The 20,424-nt window shown below is 38.8% G+C and carries 21 protein-coding genes and 1 riboswitch; of the genes, 13 read left to right on the top strand and 8 right to left on the bottom strand.

The window, feature by feature from the left end:
• Positions 1-35 precede the first annotated feature (35 nt).
• Positions 36-1,289 (bottom strand): beta-ketoacyl-ACP synthase II, encoded by a 1,254-nt coding sequence (gene fabF, locus ACK8HY_RS19540; protein ID WP_077438147.1) that lies wholly within the window; start codon positions 1,287-1,289, stop codon positions 36-38.
• Between the two features lie 27 nt (positions 1,290-1,316).
• On the bottom strand, positions 1,317-1,553 hold the full coding sequence (locus ACK8HY_RS19535) for an acyl carrier protein (RefSeq protein ID WP_028070665.1): 237 nt from the start codon (positions 1,551-1,553) through the stop codon (positions 1,317-1,319).
• 287 nt (positions 1,554-1,840) lie between these two features.
• On the opposite strand from ACK8HY_RS19535, the gene ACK8HY_RS19530 reads away from it, so the two are divergent.
• On the top strand, positions 1,841-2,335 hold the full coding sequence (locus ACK8HY_RS19530; RefSeq protein ID WP_254846284.1) for an IPExxxVDY family protein: 495 nt from the start codon (positions 1,841-1,843) through the stop codon (positions 2,333-2,335).
• 134 nt (positions 2,336-2,469) lie between these two features.
• Positions 2,470-3,897: a pyruvate kinase gene (gene pyk, locus ACK8HY_RS19525; protein WP_077438149.1), complete on the top strand. Its 1,428-nt coding sequence runs from the start codon at positions 2,470-2,472 to the stop codon at positions 3,895-3,897.
• A 197-nt stretch (positions 3,898-4,094) separates the two neighbouring features.
• Here pyk and ACK8HY_RS19520 read toward each other — a convergent pair whose 3' ends face one another.
• Positions 4,095-4,418 (bottom strand): hypothetical protein, encoded by a 324-nt coding sequence (locus ACK8HY_RS19520; protein WP_139351223.1) that lies wholly within the window; start codon positions 4,416-4,418, stop codon positions 4,095-4,097.
• 217 nt (positions 4,419-4,635) lie between these two features.
• Here ACK8HY_RS19520 and ACK8HY_RS19515 point away from each other — a divergent pair, with 217 nt between their 5' ends.
• The 3 genes from ACK8HY_RS19515 to metE all read left to right on the top strand — a co-directional run bounded on the left by ACK8HY_RS19515 (position 4,636) and on the right by metE (position 9,856).
• Positions 4,636-6,468, top strand: coding sequence for a sensor histidine kinase (locus ACK8HY_RS19515; RefSeq protein ID WP_416134543.1), 1,833 nt, complete (start codon positions 4,636-4,638; stop codon positions 6,466-6,468).
• A gap of 54 nt (positions 6,469-6,522) precedes the next feature.
• On the top strand, positions 6,523-7,212 hold the full coding sequence (locus ACK8HY_RS19510) for a response regulator transcription factor (RefSeq protein ID WP_343565007.1): 690 nt from the start codon (positions 6,523-6,525) through the stop codon (positions 7,210-7,212).
• Positions 7,213-7,364: 152 nt separating this feature from the next.
• Positions 7,365-7,468: riboswitch (SAM riboswitch) on the top strand.
• Positions 7,469-7,543: 75 nt separating this feature from the next.
• Entirely contained in the window at positions 7,544-9,856 is a 2,313-nt protein-coding gene (gene metE, locus ACK8HY_RS19505) for a 5-methyltetrahydropteroyltriglutamate--homocysteine S-methyltransferase (protein WP_416134542.1), read from the top strand.
• 86 nt (positions 9,857-9,942) lie between these two features.
• Here metE and ACK8HY_RS19500 read toward each other — a convergent pair whose 3' ends face one another.
• Positions 9,943-10,449: a hypothetical protein gene (locus ACK8HY_RS19500; protein WP_416134541.1), complete on the bottom strand. Its 507-nt coding sequence runs from the start codon at positions 10,447-10,449 to the stop codon at positions 9,943-9,945.
• Between the two features lie 418 nt (positions 10,450-10,867).
• Between ACK8HY_RS19500 and ACK8HY_RS19495 the strand changes: the two genes are divergently transcribed.
• Positions 10,868-11,455, top strand: a complete 588-nt coding sequence (locus ACK8HY_RS19495; RefSeq protein ID WP_416134540.1) for a helix-turn-helix domain-containing protein — start codon at positions 10,868-10,870, stop codon at positions 11,453-11,455.
• A gap of 139 nt (positions 11,456-11,594) precedes the next feature.
• On the opposite strand, the gene ACK8HY_RS19490 is transcribed toward ACK8HY_RS19495, so the two are convergent.
• The gene (locus ACK8HY_RS19490; protein WP_416134539.1) at positions 11,595-11,954 is read right to left on the bottom strand and encodes a hypothetical protein; all 360 of its coding nucleotides are present in this window, start codon (positions 11,952-11,954) and stop codon (positions 11,595-11,597) included.
• A 185-nt stretch (positions 11,955-12,139) separates the two neighbouring features.
• On the opposite strand from ACK8HY_RS19490, the gene ACK8HY_RS19485 reads away from it, so the two are divergent.
• The gene (locus ACK8HY_RS19485; RefSeq protein ID WP_077438157.1) at positions 12,140-12,535 is read left to right on the top strand and encodes a single-stranded DNA-binding protein; all 396 of its coding nucleotides are present in this window, start codon (positions 12,140-12,142) and stop codon (positions 12,533-12,535) included.
• Between the two features lie 64 nt (positions 12,536-12,599).
• Here the strand turns inward: ACK8HY_RS19485 and ACK8HY_RS19480 are convergent, their stop codons facing one another.
• The 3 genes from ACK8HY_RS19480 to ACK8HY_RS19470 all read right to left on the bottom strand — a co-directional run bounded on the left by ACK8HY_RS19480 (position 12,600) and on the right by ACK8HY_RS19470 (position 14,578).
• A complete protein-coding gene (locus tag ACK8HY_RS19480) occupies positions 12,600-13,007 on the bottom strand; it encodes a hypothetical protein (RefSeq protein ID WP_077438158.1) in 408 nt (135 codons plus the stop codon).
• Positions 13,008-13,233: 226 nt separating this feature from the next.
• Positions 13,234-13,695, bottom strand: coding sequence for a hypothetical protein (locus tag ACK8HY_RS19475; RefSeq protein WP_416134538.1), 462 nt, complete (start codon positions 13,693-13,695; stop codon positions 13,234-13,236).
• A gap of 223 nt (positions 13,696-13,918) precedes the next feature.
• Complete coding sequence (locus ACK8HY_RS19470) at positions 13,919-14,578, bottom strand: helix-turn-helix domain-containing protein (protein WP_077438160.1); 660 nt, start codon at positions 14,576-14,578, stop codon at positions 13,919-13,921.
• 91 nt (positions 14,579-14,669) lie between these two features.
• Between ACK8HY_RS19470 and ACK8HY_RS19465 the strand changes: the two genes are divergently transcribed.
• The 6 genes from ACK8HY_RS19465 to ACK8HY_RS19440 all read left to right on the top strand — a co-directional run bounded on the left by ACK8HY_RS19465 (position 14,670) and on the right by ACK8HY_RS19440 (position 20,415).
• Positions 14,670-15,059, top strand: coding sequence for a YbjN domain-containing protein (locus tag ACK8HY_RS19465; RefSeq protein ID WP_077438161.1), 390 nt, complete (start codon positions 14,670-14,672; stop codon positions 15,057-15,059).
• A gap of 4 nt (positions 15,060-15,063) precedes the next feature.
• Complete coding sequence (locus tag ACK8HY_RS19460) at positions 15,064-15,771, top strand: PspA/IM30 family protein (protein WP_416134537.1); 708 nt, start codon at positions 15,064-15,066, stop codon at positions 15,769-15,771.
• Entirely contained in the window at positions 15,758-15,952 is a 195-nt protein-coding gene (locus ACK8HY_RS19455) for a DUF4177 domain-containing protein (RefSeq protein ID WP_175992102.1), read from the top strand. The genes ACK8HY_RS19460 and ACK8HY_RS19455 overlap by 14 nt, the downstream gene beginning before the upstream one ends.
• Before the next feature lie 9 nt (positions 15,953-15,961).
• Complete coding sequence (locus ACK8HY_RS19450) at positions 15,962-16,684, top strand: OB-fold-containig protein (RefSeq protein ID WP_077438164.1); 723 nt, start codon at positions 15,962-15,964, stop codon at positions 16,682-16,684.
• Positions 16,685-16,785: 101 nt separating this feature from the next.
• Complete coding sequence (locus ACK8HY_RS19445; RefSeq protein WP_416134536.1) at positions 16,786-18,900, top strand: flotillin family protein; 2,115 nt, start codon at positions 16,786-16,788, stop codon at positions 18,898-18,900.
• 81 nt (positions 18,901-18,981) lie between these two features.
• Positions 18,982-20,415, top strand: a complete 1,434-nt coding sequence (locus tag ACK8HY_RS19440; RefSeq protein WP_416134535.1) for a serine hydrolase domain-containing protein — start codon at positions 18,982-18,984, stop codon at positions 20,413-20,415.
• Positions 20,416-20,424 lie beyond the last annotated feature (9 nt).

Genomic DNA, 20,424 nt, shown 5'->3' with positions numbered 1-20,424 from the left:
CTCATATTACCAAACCATGTTTGAAGGATCAAACATTAAGCTTTATACTTTTTTACAATCACGGTAGCATTATGGCCACCGAATCCAAATGTATTACTCAACGCCGCATTCACTGTACGTTTTTGCGCTTTGTTGAATGTAAAATTCAGTTTATTATCAATTTCCGGATCATCTGTGAAGTGATTGATTGTCGGAGGGACAATATCATTTTGCACAGCTAAAATAGAAGCGATCGTTTCGATAGCGCCCGCAGCACCCAAAAGGTGTCCAGTCATTGATTTCGTTGAACTGATATTCAATTTATAGGCGTGTTCACCAAACAGGTCAACAATAGCTTTCGTTTCACTGATATCGCCGACCGGTGTAGATGTTCCATGGACATTGATATAATCAATATCTGAAAAATTCAGACCTGCATCATTGACAGCCATTGTCATTGCCAGTTTAGCGCCCAATCCTTCTGGATGCGAAGCTGTGATATGGTGCGCATCGGCACTCATTCCACCACCTGCAACCTCTGCATAGATTTTTGCACCACGTGCTAAAGCATGTTCTAAGCTTTCTAAGATCAAAGCACCCGAACCTTCACCCGAAACAAAACCATCTCTATCTTTATCAAAAGGACGGGAAGCTGTTTTGGGATCATCATTTCTTGTTGACAAAGCATGCATAGCGTTGAACCCGCCAATTCCAGCTTCATTGACCGTCGCTTCAGATCCACCCGTAACAATCACATCTGCTTTTCCCATACGAATATAGTTGAAAGCATCAATCATTGCATTGGTAGCAGAGGCACAGGCCGATACTGCTGAAAAGTTAGGACCACGAAGGCCATGACGCATTGAAATATGTCCTGGAGCGATATCGACGAGCATCTTAGGAATAAAGAAAGGATTGAAACGTGGTGTTCCATCTCCCTTTGCAAAGTTGGCAACTTCTTCTGTAAAAGTTGTCAGCCCCCCAATTCCTGAGCCCCAGATCACTCCGATACGATTTGTATCTAATTTTTCAAAATCTAAGCCAGCATCTTTAATTGCCTCATCAGTAGACGCAATTGCATACTGTACAAAAGGATCGACTTTACGAGCTTCTTTACGATCCATAAAATCATGTGGATCAAACCCCTTTACCTCACACGCAAACTGAGTTTTGAATTTTGACGCATCAAAATGCGTAATAGGAGCAGCTCCGCTTACACCATTTATTAACGCCTCCCAGTAAGCTGGAACGGTATTACCAATTGGTGTAAGGGCGCCTAATCCTGTTACTACTACTCTTTTAAGCTCCATTTATTACGATTAGCCTAATTAAATTAGTTAGTTAACGTTTTTTTCTAAATAAGCGATTGCTTGACCAACAGTACCAATAGTCTCTGCTTGGTCATCAGGAATAGCAACGTTGAATTCTTTTTCAAACTCCATGATCAACTCAACAGTGTCAAGTGAATCAGCACCTAAATCATTAGTGAATGAAGCTTCTGGTGTTACTTCGTTTTCGTCTACACCTAATTTTTCAACGATAATTGCTTTTACTCTTGAAGCGATATCTGACATGATTTTATAGTTTAATTGTTTAATAAATCTGTGCAAAGAAAAATAAATTTCATCAAAATTCAAACCTAAATTGATATTTAGATGAAAGTCACCATGTTAGGCGACCGAACTTATTCGCGTCTTATACTAGCTAACCCACTCTATATTAACTTAGTTCAAGTATAACAAAAATTATTTTGTATTCCAAACGCTCAGCTAATTAACTCAAATTTTACATAAAAAGTATATTCCCCGCTCAAAATTATTAGTACCTTCGTTAGGAGAAGAACATATATTTTAGGAACAAAGTGGTCAATAAGTTAGTAGCAAGGTTAGATATGGACATGGATGAAGAGTTGGATTTCACCCTACTCGCCATCACCTGCCCCCTGAAAGATTATCGTCTCTGCCACTTTATCAACAAAGTGACAAACCTGAATTTTTCCAGAGGCAAAGAAAGTAAATATGATCATGATGGCCGTCCGAAGAATAAATCAGAAGAAGAACTTGAATATCATATCATCTTTGACGCTAAGAAAAAAATAAGCTATCACTTCACCGCTTTTCATTACCTTAGTCCAGATTCGGATACTGAATATTTTCTTATTAACAACAAAAGTATTGAGGGAACCTTTTTAATCCCCGAAAACCCCCATTTTGATTTCTTTGTCATCATCAAAAATTACATCTGTGAAGAGGATATTGAACATATAATCAAAAGGATCAGCAAATTACCCGAAGTGGTCATTGCAAAAGAAATATCACCAAAAATATTGAAATCTAAAGAAAATCTCATATTTTAGCAGACTGTAGGTTAGTGTAGCAAATACACCTAACTGTAAATCTAAATTAATTCGATTTAGTTTTGACAAAAGACAACAATACAGATTGCTGTTTGTTGTTATAAATGAAGAACATTAAAAATACAAAATAACAGATGGAAAAAGTTCAAAAAAGGACTAAAATTGTCGCAACATTAGGCCCTGCTTCGGCAGACAAACAAGTTTTGACCAACATGATTGCCAAAGGGGTTGATGTGTGTCGGTTGAATTTCTCTCATGGCAGCCAAGCCGATCACCTTAAGGTAATCGAAACTATAAATGCAATAAATAATGAAACCGGATTCAATGTTGCCATCTTAGCTGACTTACAAGGTCCAAAGATTCGGATCGGTAAAATGAAAGAAGGTGGTGCTGTTCTCGTAAATGGTTCGAAAGTTGAAATTACCACGCATGAACTGGTCGGAGATGAAAACAGAATCTACATTACATACGAAAACTTTCCAAACGATGTTGAAGCTAACGAAATCATATTACTTGATGACGGAAAACTTCAACTTCGTGTTTTAGAGACTAACCATAAAGACACCGTTACATGTGAAGTGGTGCATGGAGGTATCCTTACTTCACGCAAAGGTGTAAACTTACCAAACACCAAAGTATCTATTCCTTCATTGACTGAAGAGGATTTGGACAACTTGAACTTCGCTTTAGAACACGGTGCTGATTGGATTGCAATGTCATTTGTTCGTTCGGCAGAGGATATTGCACAATGTAAAAAAATCATCGCCGAAAAAGGAAGCCATGCCCGTGTAATCGCGAAAATAGAGAAGCCGGAAGCAATCGAAAACATCGATGCAATCATCGAGGCAACAGACGCTGTCATGGTGGCTCGGGGTGACTTGGGTGTTGAACTTCCAATGGAAGAGGTCCCAGGACTTCAGAAGATCATCGTTCAAAAATGTAGAGATCTTTCAAAACCTGTAATTATTGCCACGCAAATGCTAGAGAGCATGATTACGACACCTCGTCCTACGCGTGCGGAAGTAAACGATGTTGCCAATTCGGTATTGGATGGCGCAGATGCAGTGATGCTGAGCGGCGAGACTTCTGTCGGTGAGTTTCCAGAGATCGTAATCGAAACAATGAGTAAGATTATCATCCACGTGGAACAAACTTCTTATCCTTATTATAATGAGAAAGTTAGTGAAATCCACGACGGAACGCTTATTCCAGATGCAATTTGTGCTTCCTCAGTTTACCTCGCTCAAAAAACAAATGCTTCTGCAATTGCTGTCTTGACTTCTTCTGGTGCAACTGCATTTGAAATTACGAGCTATAGACCGAATGTAGATATCTTGGTATTCACAGGCACACAGAAACTATTGAAACAATTGAGTTTGCTTTGGGGTGTAAAAACATTTATCTACGACAAATTTGAGAGTACAGATGGCTCTATCCATGATGTCAATAAATTTATCGTCAAAAACAATTACGTTAAACCGGGATCGATTATTATCAATACGGCATCCACTCCGCTAATTGAAAAGGGTAAAACAAATACAATCCGTGTTTCTCAGCTGTAAGAAACAGGACCATTAAAAAGAAAGGCATTCACTTCACGCGAATGCCTTTCTTTTTTTCTGAGATACGATCAGTCCTTTAACGATCCCTATTTTTTTGCCAAACCATCAACACACTCGCTGTGTTTATTTGCATTCAACAGAAAGGATCTCTTTAGTCTCCTGCATCGCTATTGATGTATAAGGAAGCAGTAAAAATTTTATTTCTTTGGATAAAGAGAATCAATCTTCAATTTGAAATCCTTCACTTTCAAGCTATCTTCCAACAACTTAAACCGCGATGTATCCTGTACTGATTTCCTTCGTTTAGAAGACTTTTCCGTTCCCGGCATTGGCGCTAGACTATCGAGTTTCTTGAATTTCTGGACAGGCATTTTATACTTGGCTGATGTCGTATCTAACCCAAGGACGGGCATCTTGGATGGTTTATCCTGGAGTAGAGGACGATGCTCCTTCAACTTAACCTGGCCAACGGCAATCCCCACTGTAAAAGATAATGCCAATGATAATACATAAGTTTTCATAACATAATCTATTTTAACCCCTAATTTACAACAAGATTGCCAAGATCTAAAGCAATTGCTGTTAAACATTGTTAAAACAACTCCAAAACGAACTAGCATCTTTATATTTGTAACAATTCAGGTAAAGTAGAAGATGGGATGTAGGAATGGCTCAGAATCACAGGATTTAAAAGGTTCATGATGCGAGTGGGAACATATATTTACAAAACATAATTTCATGAAGAAAAATAGTATTGTATTAATCATTGGACTAATGTCTTTGGCGCTAATTGGGGTTTTGGCTATGCAATTCTATTTTCTACGAGATTCCTATCGTCAAAAATCACAACTTTTTGATGAATCGGTCAATGCGGCGCTTACGGCTGTAGCGGGAAAACTCGAACGCCGTGAGGTCGTGGATTTCGCAAAGGTACAACAGGAACGTAATATCGAAAAATCCAAACAGGAACAGGCCAAACAGCAGCTGCTCACGGAGCAGCTCCAGCTCCAGACCCAGATTGAGGATCTAAGAGGCAAATTAAATCGGGTTTATCAAAAATTTAAAACCCAAGAAGACCGTCTAAACAGACTTTACCCTAATATTATCTATATTGATAATTGGTTCTATGAGACTTACGTAAGAAGACCACAATATCAAGATCTCGTAGAAATTTCTATTGTAAAAAAACCGACTTCTACTCCGCTCTATTATGAAGAGCAAATTGAAGTCAATGCGATCAAACCGATTCCACGGATTGAAGCTAAAGACGACAGCACAAGGTTTCTTGTCGTCCATTTTGACGATTTAAAAAGGCTGGTAGGAAGAGATCTATTTGTACTCCCTCCAAGATCAGATCCAAAATTATCACAAAAGATCTTTGAGCTCGAAATCAAATTAAATAAGTTATCGAAAAAAAATGCAGGTCAGGGTTTCAACGTCTACGACTCCGTGGCTATGCTTGGCGGGAAAAAGGCAGACTACATCGAGGATGTTGCCATCGGAATGGAGCTCGCTAAAAGACCACTTAAAGACCGGTTGAACATTATTATTGTTCAGGAACTGCTGAAGGAAGAGTTGGCCCAACGTGAGATCAAAGTACCATTTAACATAGAAATATGGAGCACAAGCAATATTTTGCTAAATAATATTCTAAATGAAGCAGAATTAAACAGCTCTAAAAATTCCACAAAGTATTCTACCGCTCTTTTTAAAGGCGACATTGGGGCCGCACCGGGAAAACTGACCATTTACTTCCCTAATAAAAAAGCGATCATAGCAGACAACATGAGCTATCTGCTGTTGCCTATGCTCGCTCTGCTGTTCCTATTGGTCGGGTGTTTTGCATATACGCTTATTATTATCTTCAGGCAAAAGAAGGTCTCTGAGATGAAAACTGACTTCATCAATAATATGACCCATGAGTTTAAAACTCCTGTGGCCACGATTATGATCGCCAGTGAGTCGCTCAAAGATCCTGATATCAATGCCGACCATAAACGCGTACAGAAGTTGGCCAACATCATATACGATGAGAATGTTCGCCTCGGAAACCATATTGAGCGGGTTTTAGATTTAGCAAAACTTGAAAAAGAAACATTGAAACTTGACCGCGAAGATGTTCATATCAATGATCTTGTTGCCGCTGTCACAGACAGCATGCAGCTCCGGATGCAGAACATTGGCGGAAAATTCAGTGTCGATCTCGCTGCAACGAAGGACATCGTTGTCGGAGATGAACTGCATTTTTCCAATGTTTTCTACAACTTAATGGACAATGCAATTAAGTACAGCAAAGGAGATCTACATGTAAATATCAGTTCTAAAAATGTTGGTGACAATATTGTGATCACCATTGCCGACAATGGAATCGGGATGAGCCGGGATCACTTGCAAAAGATATTTGATCAATTTTACCGTATTCCCACCGGAAATGTTCACAATGTCAAAGGCTTTGGCTTGGGCTTAAGTTATGTACAGGATATTTTGAGAAGACTCAATGGAAGAATCACCGTAAAAAGTGAAAAAGATAAGGGCACAACCTTTGAAGTAATTTTACCCTTAAAAAAATAACACGTTCCTTTTTTGTATATTCAGGGAACATTAGTGAAAATTAATAGATTCATTATGCAAAAGATATTATTAGCAGAGGATGATCCCAATTTGGGGGATCTTTTAAAGGACTATCTCGAATTAAAGGGAAAATTTGACGTTACACTCTGTACCGATGGAGACGAAGCTGTCTCCCAGTTCAAAAAAAATGATTATGATTTATGCATTTTCGATGTCATGATGCCCAAAAAAGACGGATTTACCGTGGGCCGTGAGATCAGAAAAACAAATAGCACCGTACCGATCATCTTCGCCACTGCAAAAGGCATGATGGAGGACAAGACAGAAGCATTTGAATTAGGTGGAGATGATTATATCACAAAGCCCTTCCGTGTTGAGGAGTTACTTCTTCGGATCAATGCCTTACTGAAACGCAGTGTCAGGGACAAAGAGGATGAAGTAGTCGCAGATAAGTTTGAAATTGGAGATTACTTCTTCGATTATACAAGTCAGCAGATTTCCTATAAAGGTCAGACACAAAAGCTTTCGACCAAAGAAGCCGAACTACTTCGCCTGCTTTGTTTAAAAAAGAATGATGTTTTGACCCGTGAAGAAGCTTTGTTAAAAATATGGCATGATGACAACTATTTCACCGGAAGAAGTATGGATGTATTTCTCAGCAAACTTCGTAAATATCTAAAAGAAGACAGTAAGGTTGAAATCGTCAATGTTCACGGAAAAGGTTACAAACTCCTGGTGAGCTAAAGGCATGGAGGGTGGGATACCTAGGATCTATTCCACCCTCCTTTCTAATGAAAAGAAAGAAATAAAACATTTCTATCCTTAGCATAATACAAAAAATAGATGCACTTTTATAAAAAATTTGCATATCAAAAAGAAATGTGCTAACTTAGCGTCGCTTATAGAGAAAGGCAGAGGGAATAGACCCGATGAAGCCTTAGCAACCTGTCCCTTGACAAGGTGCTAAATTCTACCCTACTTGACATGGGAATGATAAGCCGAAGTCACCGAATTCTAGTGTGTCCTTCTCTCTAGCAAGAAATATAGTTGAAAAAGAAATATTAAAAACATTATTATGTTATTGACTAACAATTTAGGTTACCCTCGTGTGGGCGCGTTCCGCGAATTGAAAAAAGCCAATGAGGCCTATTGGGCTAAAAAATCTTCTGTTGAGGAATTATTGGACACAGCAAAAAAAATTCGTGAAGGCAATTGGAAAACACAAAAAGATGCTGGAATAGATTTGATCCCTTCCAACGACTTCTCTTTTTACGATCAGGTATTGGATTTGACCCTTACTGTTGGTGCAATTCCTGCCCGTTACCATTCTTTATTGAATAAAGTAGACAACAACTACAGCTTAGACTTATATTTTGCGATGGCGCGCGGTTTCCAACAAGAGGGAATTGACGTAACTGCAATGGAAATGACCAAGTGGTTGGACACCAACTACCACTATATGGTTCCAGAATTCACAAAAGATCAAGAATTTAAATTGACTTCCGAGAAATTCTTAAACGAATACAACGAAGCAAAATCATTGGGTATTGAGACAAAACCAGTATTACTTGGCCCAATCACTTACCTTTTGATCGGTAAAGAAAAAGAAGCTGGTTTCGACCGTATTGACCTATTGGACAAATTGGTTCCTGTATATGAGCAGATTTTGTCTAAGTTAGCAGAAGCTGGCGCACAATATGTTCAGATCGACGAACCTTTCCTAGCTTTGGATCTAGACGCAAAAGTAAAAGCATTATACCAACCTACATTTGAGAAATTAGCTGCAGCGGCAAAAAACATCAAATTGATCGCGACAACTTACTTCGAAGCGTTAAAAGACAACGAAGATATCGCTATTAACTTACCGATCCATGCATTACACCTGGATCTTGTACGTGGCGAAAACCAATTGGATACCGTTTTAGCTAAAGTTCCGGCATCATTGACATTATCTTTGGGTATTGTTGAAGGCCGTAACATCTGGAAAAACGATTACGAAAAGTCGTTGGTTAAAATCAAACAGGCAGTTGATGCATTAGGAAAAGACCGCGTTTGGATTGCTCCTTCTTCTTCTTTATTGCACGTTCCTTTTGACTTGGACAATGAGCACAATGAGCAATCATTGCCTGCTGAAGTGAAAAACTGGTTAGCGTTCGCTAAACAAAAATTAGCAGAGGTAAAAGACCTAGCAGTTTTAGCAGAAGGTGAAGTTGATAGCGAAACCGCAAAACGTTATGAAGCAAACAAAGCAGCAGCTGAAAGCCGCCGTACTTCTCCATTGATCCACAAACCAGAGGTAAAAGAGCGTACAAGCAACATTACTGATGATGATGCGAAACGTACATCTGTATTTGCGGACCGTAAAGCAGCGCAACAGGCTAAATTCAACTTACCAGCGTTCCCAACAACAACGATCGGATCTTTCCCACAAACAAAAGATGTGCGTAAATGGAGAGCTGATTTGAAAAAAGGAGCGATCACACAGGAAGAGTATGATAAAGCGATTGCCGAAGAGACTGAAAACACAATCCGTCTTCAAGAGCAATTGGATATCGACGTATTGGTTCACGGCGAATTCGAACGTAACGACATGGTTGAATACTTCGGTGAGCAATTGGCTGGATACGCTTTCACACAAAACGGTTGGGTACAATCCTACGGTTCACGCTGTGTAAAACCTCCGATTATTTATGGTGATGTATACCGTCCAGAGGATATGACTGTACGTTGGTCTTCATACGCTCAATCATTGACTAACCGTCCGGTTAAAGGTATGTTGACTGGCCCTGTTACCATCCTACAATGGTCTTTCGTACGTAACGACCAACCGCGCTCAACAACGACTTACCAAATTGCATTAGCGATCCTGGATGAAGTACAAGCGTTGGAAAAAGCAGGTATCAAAATCATTCAGATCGATGAGCCAGCTATCCGCGAGGGATTACCATTGCGTAAAGCAGATCAAAAAGATTACCTGAACTGGGCTGTACGTGCATTCCGTGTTTCGTCATCCAATGTAGAAGATGATACGCAGATCCACACACACATGTGTTATTCTGAGTTCAACAACGTGATCGAAGATATCGCAGCAATGGATGCTGACGTTATCACGATCGAAACTTCACGTTCACAAATGAAATTATTGAATGCTTTCGCTGGTGATTTCAAATACCCGAACGATATTGGTCCTGGTGTATATGATATCCACTCACCACGTGTACCAAGCAAAGACGAGATGGTAGACCTATTGCGCAAAGCAAAAGCAGTAGTTCCTGCAGAGCAACTTTGGGTTAACCCTGATTGTGGTTTGAAAACACGTGCTTGGCCTGAAACTAAGGCTGCTTTAGAATCTATGGTTGAAGCTGCGAAAATCCTAAGAGCAGAATAATTCTTAAACTATATTGATAAAAGCCCAAGATGAAATTTCATCTTGGGCTTCTTTTTTGACTATTCGGAATCAAGCGTCTTAGTCACTTATTTATTACGCTTATTATTCGTTTTATTCATTTCCAATTTGCTTTTGATCCGATCTTCGATAGACTTTATAGTGCTGGACAGGTTACTGTCGAGATTATCCATCTTCGCCATTTTGCTGATTTTTAAAGCCTTTTTGAATTTTCTCAATTTTTCAAATAGAAGTGCTTTCTTGAGCCAGATTTCGGCCAAAGGCATACCCGGTAAGGTCACGGCAAATTTAATTGTCTTTTTCGCAGCTTCATATTCTCCCATATCAATCAATGTCTGAATGAAATAAGGATACACTTCCAATGCTTGCACATTATACGCCAAAGCTTCCTGGAAATATTTCTTTGCCTGTTCATAATCAAATAATTGTTCCGAATACACCCTTCCCATTAAGCATAATGCCATGGTGTTGGATTCATCGTATGATAAGGCATAAGATAAGGATTCTAATGTACCTTCCAGATAATATGGATAGTTATCCAATGCCTGAAGGACATATTTATTCACTGAATTCATTGTGTCTATTAAATATAACATGAGTATTAAGCTTCCTAGAGGCTATCTTTAGCCATACAGATGCCAGTTCCTTTTTATCGGTTAGATCGTCTCAAACAATCTCTTGGCGATACAGACATACAATCCGATGTCCTATACAAGTGCCAATATTAGTCCTGAAAAGATTAGGAGAGTGCAGTATTCCGGAGAATATGCCCAAGACTCTTCTTTAAGGACGAAGCTGGTTTTTTTAGTGTAGCAAACATATTCTTCCGTTTTTTATTTAATATTAATACCTTATTGTGCTGCAAAGATTCAAATTATTTATCAAATTACAAAATATTTGATTATTAACAACTTACAAACACGTTATATCATTGGCATATTATTGTCATATCGTTTTTTTTTAAATCATAAACCTTTTAGTCATTTTCGTTTCATGGAAAGTCAAACAGTAAATCAACTCATTAAACAATCGAGAAAGCGCAGAGGACTGACACAACAAGATCTCGCCAATCAAGCGGGTCTATCTTTGAGAACAGTACAACGAATCGAAAAGGGTACTGAAGAGATCAGTGGTTTCAGTTTAAGACAAATCAGTCAGGTTTTAGAAATTCCTTTAGAACAATTAATTATGCCAAATGTAAATCAAATCAGTATCGACAACAATCAAAGCGGAAGTATAAAGGCGCTTTATCTAGCTTCTCTAACTTTCTTAGTCAACCCGCTATTGGGCTTATTGGTTCCAGCCATTATGGGCTACACCAAGCAAAATAAAGATGCACAATACAGCAAGCATCTAAAAAAGATCATCATCATACATGCAACAGGTCTTTTATTTCTCGGCGCCTTTATCGGTTATATTCTTGCAGCAGATTTTTTAAAAATTGGGTTGCCTTCATCTTTAAATTACATCTTTAACAGCTGGCTTTTTCTACTACTCCCCGTATGCTATTATGTCGTGATTATCATTTTCACAGTAGTGAACTATTTTCGAATTAAAGGATCCGATGTAAGTCAAGATTAACTGATATTCAGCTTGCGCGAATCGAAATTCATGATCCATGCAAGCTGAAAATACAGCTGTATGAATAGATTTTATAAAGTCAGAGGACTCTTTATTCCAAAAAGAGACAATAGAAGAAAGAGACCTAAATTGAGTCTTATCATGGCTTCTTTTGGACAATCAATACCCAGTCATTTTCTAGCATGAGGTAGCCCATCTCATAGATAAATTTATAGGTTTGCCCTTTATTATTAGCAAATGTATGTGTGTGGAATTTGAAATCAAAACCCAGTCTTTTTAATTTTTCCCCTTGTACCTTTGTCATCCCCTTCTCCTCCTCCTTCAGTACGTCCATTAGAATACGTCGGTTCTTCCGCAGGATGTTATTTACATTGCGAACGAGATTCGTTTGGTCACTATTCAGTTTATTGTTATATGCATTCCGGCAAGAGTCATCACAGAAGCGTTTGTCCGATCTTCCTCTTATATTTTGTCCACATTCCAAACAGACCTTTTCCATAGTGTTTAGTATCAAGTTAAACGACAACAAACGGTTACAATCGACTATAGTCGAATACAAATGGTAAACAGACGATTATTATTTCAATTCCTATTCATCTTTGCTCAAGGTCATTCCACATAAATTGATGGTTATGACCAATAACTAAAATAAGAATTATTAGAAACATTTAAAAATTAGACAACATGAGCACATTACGTAACAAAGTACAATTGATCGGTCATTTAGGAAATGATCCTATTATCAAAACTACTTCAACAGGGACAAATTACTCTGTATTACGACTTGCTACTAATGATCTTTTCAAAAACAAAGCTGGCGAGTGGGTTGAAGAGGTACAATGGCATACGCTAGTCGTTTGGGGCAACCAGAACAATACCATTGAAAAGAAATGTAGCCGTGGGACCAAACTAATGGTTGAAGGGAAACTGACCTACCGTAACTATGAAAATGCTGAGGGTGCAAAAAGATATATCACAGAGATCAAGGTAGATAGCTTTCTAATTCTATCTGATCAAAACTGCTCCAAAGAGGATCTTCCAATAAGCCAGGATGAGGAGGAAGATGAGCTACCTTTCTAATGTACGGTTAAAAAGAAAGTAGGACTTTTTAGGTGGTCCTACTTTCCGCTTTATATCAAAAAAATTATTTTGTTGCACTCGCTGTTAACTCGGCCGTCAACTTTTGCGCGTACTCGGTCCACAGCTTAGCATCTTCCGGAGTCAACTTAGTGACAGCTGCTGCTGTTTTGGTAGCCCACTCCTGTTGTTTGCTAGCTAACTCTTGTATTTTAGTTGCATCTCCACTTTTAGCAGCAGCAACATACTCATTCACATATTTCGTGTAATCTTCAGCCAGCTGTTGTGTCTCTGGGTTGCTAAATTTGGGTACAGCTGTAGTAGTGGTCGTTTCCGTTGTTGTTGTCTGTGCAACACCACCTTGAGTGTCAACCGTAGTGGTTGTATCTTTAGTTTCTACTTTTTTGCTGTCTGTGTTATTACAAGATGCAAAGAAAAGTGCAGCAATTGCTACAGGTAATATCATTTTTTTCATGAAACAAATAAGTTTATAATAAATTAAAGTTATTTACCAACTTAAAATTGGATTATTTTATTTTACAATCCAAATATATTTATTCATAAAAACAAATAATTGTTAAAAAATCGCATTTATCTTCTTTTTATACATATACCAAGGACTAGAATAGCCTTCCAATTGTAACAAAAACAGGGCTTGAGTCAAGAGTCATTGACAATAAATAAGATAACAATAATCAGACCTATTCGGCTGTTCCCATTTTCGACTGTCTCCAGTCCTCCAATGGAAGATATTCTCCCGAAACGATGTCCAAGATCTGGATATTCTTACAGTCACTCTTGTCCAAATAGAAATGATAATAGGGTTCAAATCTTTCTTCACTATTATATCCTGCGGTAAGGGAATACAACTCCTTTCCATCCTGTTTCAAGCTATCGATCATAAACGAGATATTGGCTTTGTGATCAGTCAAGCTATCCAAATTTCTTTTGCTTTCCTCAACCTCTTTCAGCGCCAAGATTAATTTGATCGCCTTTTCTGTTGAACAACCAATTCTCTCGCCCATTTTAGCTGAATTTTCAATTTTCTCTACAGCTGGTTTTTGAGGTATTTGGTCACTTTTCGCTTTATTAGACTCATTATTTTGACAGCTGATAAAAACAAAGAATGATATCAAAAGGACAAATAAGATCTGTTTTTTCATTTTGTATAAGCTATTTGTTCGTCAATTATTTTTAGATTAACGTGTTATTCGTAAGTATTTATTTTCAATGGCATTCATGAGATCGTTTACTCATAAATTGGTATTTTAAGGTATTTTTGAGCTCAATCATTCGGTTCTTCGGTTCACGCTGCCTTTGGTGGTATACCTGTTGACCCCATCGGTTTAAATGAGCTCGTGTTTGGTTCCGAACACCAATGCTAACCTATATTCTTTCAAATTTACCATACAATTTCCAGAAGTTTCCCTTCTCGGCCAATACAAAGTCTACTTTTTTCCAAGCGTTTAACACCAGGCTTATTTCTGTTTCTACCATCGTATATTTTCCAATAAAGAACTCCTCCACAGAAAAACACAGACCAAAGGCATTATTTAGTGTATGTAAGCTTTCAATATCAATTTCTTCAAAAAATAGAATCGACTGTGCTGTTACAGCAAAATCACCAGGTACTGGTATAGCATTCATATACTCTATCGCAATAAAACGATTGCGGCTCTGTAGGGGGAATTCAATCACCGGAAGCTCATTCAATTTTGACACATAGGTACAGGCATCTAACAATACTTCCCTTTCCAACAGCGGAACCTGCGACAGTCGTTTGCCACCTAATGTAGGAGTATCGGGTTGAAAATAATCGTTAAAATTAAGGATCTCATTAACGGATAGATTTTTTTCAATCAGATGCTGCACAGGAATGCCAAAATAATTTGCAATTTTTAAGACAATCTCGATTTTTGGCTCCGCACGCATCTCTTCGTAAGATGAAATATTACCCCTAGTGAGATTAAAAACATCTCCAAAAGCCTGCTGACTCAATCCTTTCACCTTTCTCAGCTTCTTAATATTATTCCCGACGTTACTCATTTTAAAAAAAAATTAATTTTTTCTTGCAAAATATTTTTGCAATTCATTATCTTTATGCAAAGAATATGTGCAATATATAAAAAACTTGATTATGTACTTCTCAAAAATTGAAAATTATATCGCCAATATCGGTTATAACATCACCCATAAGGATCAAAAAGAAGGTGTTTTTGTTATCGAAAACGAAGATGATGGTATTCGCAATCTCATTGTGGGCATTGCGCAGCCGATCATAATTTTCGAGCAGTACCTGTTTACCATAAGCAATGAAAACATGGACATGTTCAAATCGTTGCTGATCAAAAATAGAGATATCATCCATGGTGGTTTTGCCTTGACAGAGGATGGCAAAAAGGTCATATTTCGATATACCATGCAAATACATAATCTTGATCAAAATGAATTTGATGCAGCCATCAATTCACTGAGCCTTTTGATCAGCGAATATTATAATCAGTTAATTAGTTTTTCAAAATTATAGAATAATGAATATTTTTAAGAGAATTTTCAGAATCGGTCAAGCAGAAATCCACGCTGTAGTGGACAAAATGGAAAACCCCATCAAAATGACGGAACAAGGGATCCGTGAGATGAAAGAAGACCTGGAGCAATCGCTAGAAGCATATGCAAAAGTAAAGGCCTTAGCCATACGTACGCAGAATAACTGTGAAAAGAAAAAAGAAGAGGCCAATGAATTTGAAAACAAAGCTATTTTATTATTGCAAAAGGCTCAAAAAGGTGAACTTTCTCCTGAAAAAGCAGAGAGCTTAGCCAAAGAGGCCTTACTACTGAAAAAACAATTGTTGATCGAAGCCACTGAGCTGGAAAAACAGGCGACAATTCATCAAAACTCTGCAGAAGAGTTGCATAAAAATGTGGATATACTTAAATTCAATATATCTAAATGGGAAAGTGAATTATCAACCTTAAAAGCAAGAGTTAAAGTATCGAATGCGGCTAAAATGGTCAACCGGCAACTAGCCAATATAGACTCTAACAGCACCATTTCCATGCTGGAGCGCATGAAAGAAAAAGTCGAAGAGGACGAGGCTCTGGCCAAAGCTTATGGTGAGATCGCAATGGGCAACAAAAGTAAGGTAGATGAAATCAATGAATCCATTGGTGGTTCAGACTCCGTCAACAATGAACTGGAAGAATTAAAACGAAAATTAAATGGCGATGCGGAGATTTGAGTATAAAACGATCAAGATCGAACCTAGTGGTTTCTGGGGAACCAAATTGGATCCGGAGAAAATCGACGAGATCCTGAATGATCTAGGTAATCAGGGCTGGGAATTGGTCACCATGCAAGATCTTGAGGTCAATGGTCATTCTTGGTCCTTTCATTACACCTTCAAAAGAGAAAAAATTTAAAAAAATACGATGACAGAATTAATCAATATCTTGTTCAACCCATTGTCAAATGGCATCATGACGGTTCTGACAGGCCTGTCTGTAGTGTATTGGTTATTTATGTTCCTCATGGGGGATGGTGTGCATCTATTTGATGCGGATGCAGATGTGGATTTACACCCTACCCCCGATGTGAGCGACGTAGATGGTTCACATGATATTGATGCCGGGGCTTCCGATCATCCGCATCACCATACAGACTCTGACGCACCCAGCGAGCCGGGCTTTTTTGCCAAAGCAATGGATTATATCAATGTCGGCAAAGTGCCGATTATGCTTATTGTGGCCATGTTTAAGTTCATTGGCTGGGTGATTACTATTGTATCCTCGTTGTATATCGATGTCGCATCCTGGGGAATAAAGTCGGTATTGATCCTGATCCCTGTTTTTATCGTTACTTTTTTCTTAATGCATTTCCTGACCAAACCTTTAGCGAGAATGTTCAAAAATATTGGCTACAATGGCGAAGAAAGCCATGACTTCCTGGGTCGCATGGGTAAAATGCGGGCAAGCATTGAAGGTACAAAAATAGGTTCTGCTGAATTTATCATCCAACAAGACCCGATCCGTCTCAATGTCGTGAGCCATAACGGTGAAAAGATCGGCTACGGAGATGATGTCATTATCGTGGACGAATCCAAGGACAAAAAATATTATTATGTCACCAAGGAAATCACCATAGACAATATTTAAAATGGATGATTAAAACAGAACCGCCTTGCCAGCTATAAGCTTGCACGGCAAAATCTAAATACGCATATCTAACTACTAAAATCTAAATAAATACTAATCATATGCTATATCAACCTCTTTTATTCTTAAGCGGCTTAAACGGAATTATATTGCTAATTGTCGGTTTAGCTGTCTTTCTAATTTTTGCATTCTTTGTTGTACTGAGTGCATTCTATAAAAAAATCCCGCAGGGAAAGGCGATTGTACGGACAGGTGTCGGAGGGACAAAAGTTGCCTTTAACAAGGGTATGTATGTCGTCCCGGTTTTCCACAAGATGGAGATCATGGACATTTCCATCAAAAAAATTGAGATTGCCCGTATGCAAGGGGAAGGACTGATCTGTAAAGACAATATCCGCGCTGATATCAAGGTAGCCTTCTTTGTCCGTGTCAACAAAAATGTGGACGATGTGATCAACGTTGCCCAGAACCTAGGCTGTGACCGTGCCAGCGAACCTGAAACGTTAAAGAGCATCTTTGAATCCAAATTTTCTGAAGCACTCAAGACTGTAGGTAAGAAATTTGACTTCATCGAATTGTATGAAGCCCGGCGTGAGTTTCGCGATGAGATCCTCGACATTATTGGTACCGACCTGAACGGTTATATCCTTGATGACTGTGCGATCGACTATCTCGAACAAACAGATATCGAACACTTAAACCCCAGCAACATCCTGGATAGTGAAGGTATCAAGAAAATCACCGAGCTGACTGCAAAGCAAAATATCAATGCCAACTTCATCCGTCGTGACGAGGAAAAATTGATCAAAAAGCAAAACGTAGAAGCACGTGAGGCGATTTTAGAACTTGATCGTCAACTTGCCGAAAAAGAAGAAAAACAAAAACGTGAAATTGATAATATCAAGGCACGTGAAGAAGCCGAAATAGCAAAGGTACGCGAAGAAGAGCGCTTGAAATATGAAAGCGTCCGCATTTCGACCGAAGAGCAACTGGCCGTACAGGAAGAAAATAAACTACGTCAGATAATCATTGCCGAGAAGAACAAGCAGCGTACAGATGCTGTTGAAGCAGAACGTGTGGAAAAAGACCGCGCGCTGGAACAAACTGAACGTGAGCGTATAGTCACTTTGGCTCAGATTGACAAAGAACGTTCGATTGAGACAGAAAAGAAAAGTATCCAGGGTGTGATCAAAGAACGCGTCCAATTGGAAAAAGGTGTTATCGAGGAACAACAAGGAGTCAAAGATATTGAAGTATTCCGCGAAGTAGAACGGAAGAAACAAGCGGGCGTTATCGCAGCATCACAAGAAGCCGAAGAGAAATTAATCTCTACAGTAAAAGCTGCTGAAGCAGCGAAAATTGCGGCAGAACAAGAAGCTGAGAAAAAAGTAATTGACGCTGAAGCAGCACGTAAGATCGCTGAAAAACGTGCACAGGAATTATTAATAGACGCCGAAGCGAAAAAAGAAGCGTCCCTCAAAGAGGCCGAAAGCCGTAAGATCATAGCTGAAGCTCAGGCGAAAGAAGAAGCCGCAATAGGTTTATCGGAAGCCGAAGTAATGGTCGCAAAAGCCGAAGCCGAAGAGAAGCAAGGTACAGTACAGGCCACTGTGATCGAGAAAAAAGCAGAGGCCATGCGCAAAGAAGGTTTAGCACAGGCGGAAGTTGTACGCGAAAAAGCACTTGCCGAAGCGAAAGGTATCGAAGAGAAAGCCGAAGCCATGAAAAAACTGGACGGTGTAGGTAAAGACCATGAAGAGTTCAAATTACAGTTACAGAAAGAACGTGACATCGAACTTGCCCAGATCAACATCCAAAAAGATATTGCGCAAGCACAGGCTGGTGTATTGTCCGAAGCGCTTAAAACAGCGAAGATTGACATCGTTGGCGGTGAAACCATGTTCTTCGAAAACATTGTACGTCAGGTGTCCAATTCCAAAGGTTTTGACCATCTGATCGATAACTCCAAACATGCAACTGATATCAAGAATTCATTGTTGGGCCCGGACGGGAAAGGTGATCTTGCGGAAAAAGTACGTGGATTAGCAGATAAATATGGCATCTCATCCAATGATATCAAGAACTTAACAGTTTCTGCGGCGTTGATCAAATTGCAACAAGCAGCTACCGATGCTGAGAACGGTGAAGATGCAGGTTTTATCAATTCCCTATTTGGATTGGCAAAAAACTTAGGCATTTCCAATAAAAAGCTGTAACCACATATATCATCTTGAGCCTTGTAAAGTATCAAATCTTTAACAGGCTCAAGATAATATTCTAAAAACCAAAGCAATCACATGATACGTTTTATCATTTTTCCTGCTTTCCTGTGCTTAAACATCCTGTCTCTAACGGCCCAGACTGTTCAGCAACGATTGGATTCACTATTCCAATCCCTAAATACGGACAGTGAATTGAGTGGAGCATTTTTGGTAGTCGACAGTGGTAAAGTTATTTTTGAAAAATATCTGGGTTTTGAAAACTCAGAGAAAACAAATAAGATAACGAGTAACAGTCGTTTTGAACTCGCCTCAGTCAGCAAGCAGTTTACTGCTATGGCCATTATGCAGCTGGAAGCACAGCGCAAGCTCTCTTATGAGGATGATATTAGCAAATATTTCCCGCATATAAAATTCAGAAATGTCCGTATCAAGCATTTGCTGCGCAACACTTCCGGAATACCCGAGTTCTTGGCATGGGACCCACAATGGATTGACCGAAAAAAAATAAATACAAACCAAGATTTCCTAAAAGTAATTGAAACAAAGTTTGACAGTACCTTATTTAAACCGGGTAATCAATATGCTTATTCCAATACAAACTACTTGCTTTTGGCCTTAATTGTAGAAAAAGTATCTGGACAATCTTTTGCCACCTATATGCAGCAGTATATATTCAAACCTGCAGGAATGGAAAACACAGCTGTATTTTCGGCACGATCACCCAATGCCAACCTAAAAAACTATGCTAAAGGAATGGCCTATGATGCGAAGACCAAGCGTTTCAAAAATGTTGATGACTTTCCTGCATTTAGCTATTTAACCTATTTTGATGGCGGAAGTGGCCCCTATGGAATAAGTAGTACGGCTCAAGATTTATTTAAATGGAATCAGGCTATTCAAAACAATACGCTATTGACGCGTCAAAATTTTATGAAAGCCATCACTGTCGACACACTCAATAATGGCAATTCAATTAAAATGGCAGGTTTGTATTATGGTTTTGGCTGGCTCTTTACTGACAGTACCAACAGCGAAAGCAAGATGCATTTTCACACAGGAGGATATCCAGGCTATAAAACGATCAACATTCGAGATTTTAAAGAACAAAAATATTTCATCGCCTTAATGAACAAATGGAATACGATTGATGTATATCCATTGACATCCGCTGTTAATGCAATTCTTCAAAAAAGAAAGACTCCAGTTATTGAACGTGAAAAACTTACAGGTGCAATTGTACTGATGGAGTTTCAGATCAAACAGCTCCTGGGAACATATGAATATACGAAACAACCTGAATTGAAATTCAAAATTACCGCGGATGATGATGGTAATCTATTTGCCCAATTATCGGGGCAATCAGCTATTGAGGTCTATCCCAGGAATGATTTAGAGTTATTTTATACGGCTGTACAAGCCGAGCTGAAATTCAGCAAAGAAAATGATCAGATCACAGCACTGACACTGTATCAAAATGGTCAGGAATTAAAATTCAATAAAGTTAAATAAGTCAAGAAC

Source organism: Sphingobacterium sp. NGMCC 1.201703, from assembly GCF_047784615.1.
Lineage (GTDB): Bacteria > Bacteroidota > Bacteroidia > Sphingobacteriales > Sphingobacteriaceae > Sphingobacterium.
The sequence above is the reverse complement of the archived record's forward strand: the minus strand, read 5'-3'. Positions and strand labels throughout refer to the sequence as shown.

Bases quoted from the DNA above. Each gene is read 5' to 3' on its own strand.
- fabF (WP_077438147.1), bottom strand. From the start codon at position 1,289: ATGGAGCTTAAAAGAGTAGTAGTAACAGGATTAGGCGCCCTTACACCA.
- ACK8HY_RS19535 (WP_028070665.1), bottom strand. From the start codon at position 1,553: ATGTCAGATATCGCTTCAAGAGTAAAAGCAATTATCGTTGAAAAATTA.
- pyk (WP_077438149.1), top strand. From the start codon at position 2,470: ATGGAAAAAGTTCAAAAAAGGACTAAAATTGTCGCAACATTAGGCCCT.
- ACK8HY_RS19520 (WP_139351223.1), bottom strand. From the start codon at position 4,418: ATGAAAACTTATGTATTATCATTGGCATTATCTTTTACAGTGGGGATT.
- ACK8HY_RS19515 (WP_416134543.1), top strand. From the start codon at position 4,636: ATGAAGAAAAATAGTATTGTATTAATCATTGGACTAATGTCTTTGGCG.
- ACK8HY_RS19510 (WP_343565007.1), top strand. From the start codon at position 6,523: ATGCAAAAGATATTATTAGCAGAGGATGATCCCAATTTGGGGGATCTT.
- metE (WP_416134542.1), top strand. From the start codon at position 7,544: ATGTTATTGACTAACAATTTAGGTTACCCTCGTGTGGGCGCGTTCCGC.
- ACK8HY_RS19500 (WP_416134541.1), bottom strand. From the start codon at position 10,449: ATGAATTCAGTGAATAAATATGTCCTTCAGGCATTGGATAACTATCCA.
- ACK8HY_RS19495 (WP_416134540.1), top strand. From the start codon at position 10,868: ATGGAAAGTCAAACAGTAAATCAACTCATTAAACAATCGAGAAAGCGC.
- ACK8HY_RS19490 (WP_416134539.1), bottom strand. From the start codon at position 11,954: ATGGAAAAGGTCTGTTTGGAATGTGGACAAAATATAAGAGGAAGATCG.
- ACK8HY_RS19485 (WP_077438157.1), top strand. From the start codon at position 12,140: ATGAGCACATTACGTAACAAAGTACAATTGATCGGTCATTTAGGAAAT.
- ACK8HY_RS19480 (WP_077438158.1), bottom strand. From the start codon at position 13,007: ATGAAAAAAATGATATTACCTGTAGCAATTGCTGCACTTTTCTTTGCA.
- ACK8HY_RS19475 (WP_416134538.1), bottom strand. From the start codon at position 13,695: ATGAAAAAACAGATCTTATTTGTCCTTTTGATATCATTCTTTGTTTTT.
- ACK8HY_RS19470 (WP_077438160.1), bottom strand. From the start codon at position 14,578: ATGAGTAACGTCGGGAATAATATTAAGAAGCTGAGAAAGGTGAAAGGA.
- ACK8HY_RS19465 (WP_077438161.1), top strand. From the start codon at position 14,670: ATGTACTTCTCAAAAATTGAAAATTATATCGCCAATATCGGTTATAAC.
- ACK8HY_RS19460 (WP_416134537.1), top strand. From the start codon at position 15,064: ATGAATATTTTTAAGAGAATTTTCAGAATCGGTCAAGCAGAAATCCAC.
- ACK8HY_RS19455 (WP_175992102.1), top strand. From the start codon at position 15,758: ATGCGGAGATTTGAGTATAAAACGATCAAGATCGAACCTAGTGGTTTC.
- ACK8HY_RS19450 (WP_077438164.1), top strand. From the start codon at position 15,962: ATGACAGAATTAATCAATATCTTGTTCAACCCATTGTCAAATGGCATC.
- ACK8HY_RS19445 (WP_416134536.1), top strand. From the start codon at position 16,786: ATGCTATATCAACCTCTTTTATTCTTAAGCGGCTTAAACGGAATTATA.
- ACK8HY_RS19440 (WP_416134535.1), top strand. From the start codon at position 18,982: ATGATACGTTTTATCATTTTTCCTGCTTTCCTGTGCTTAAACATCCTG.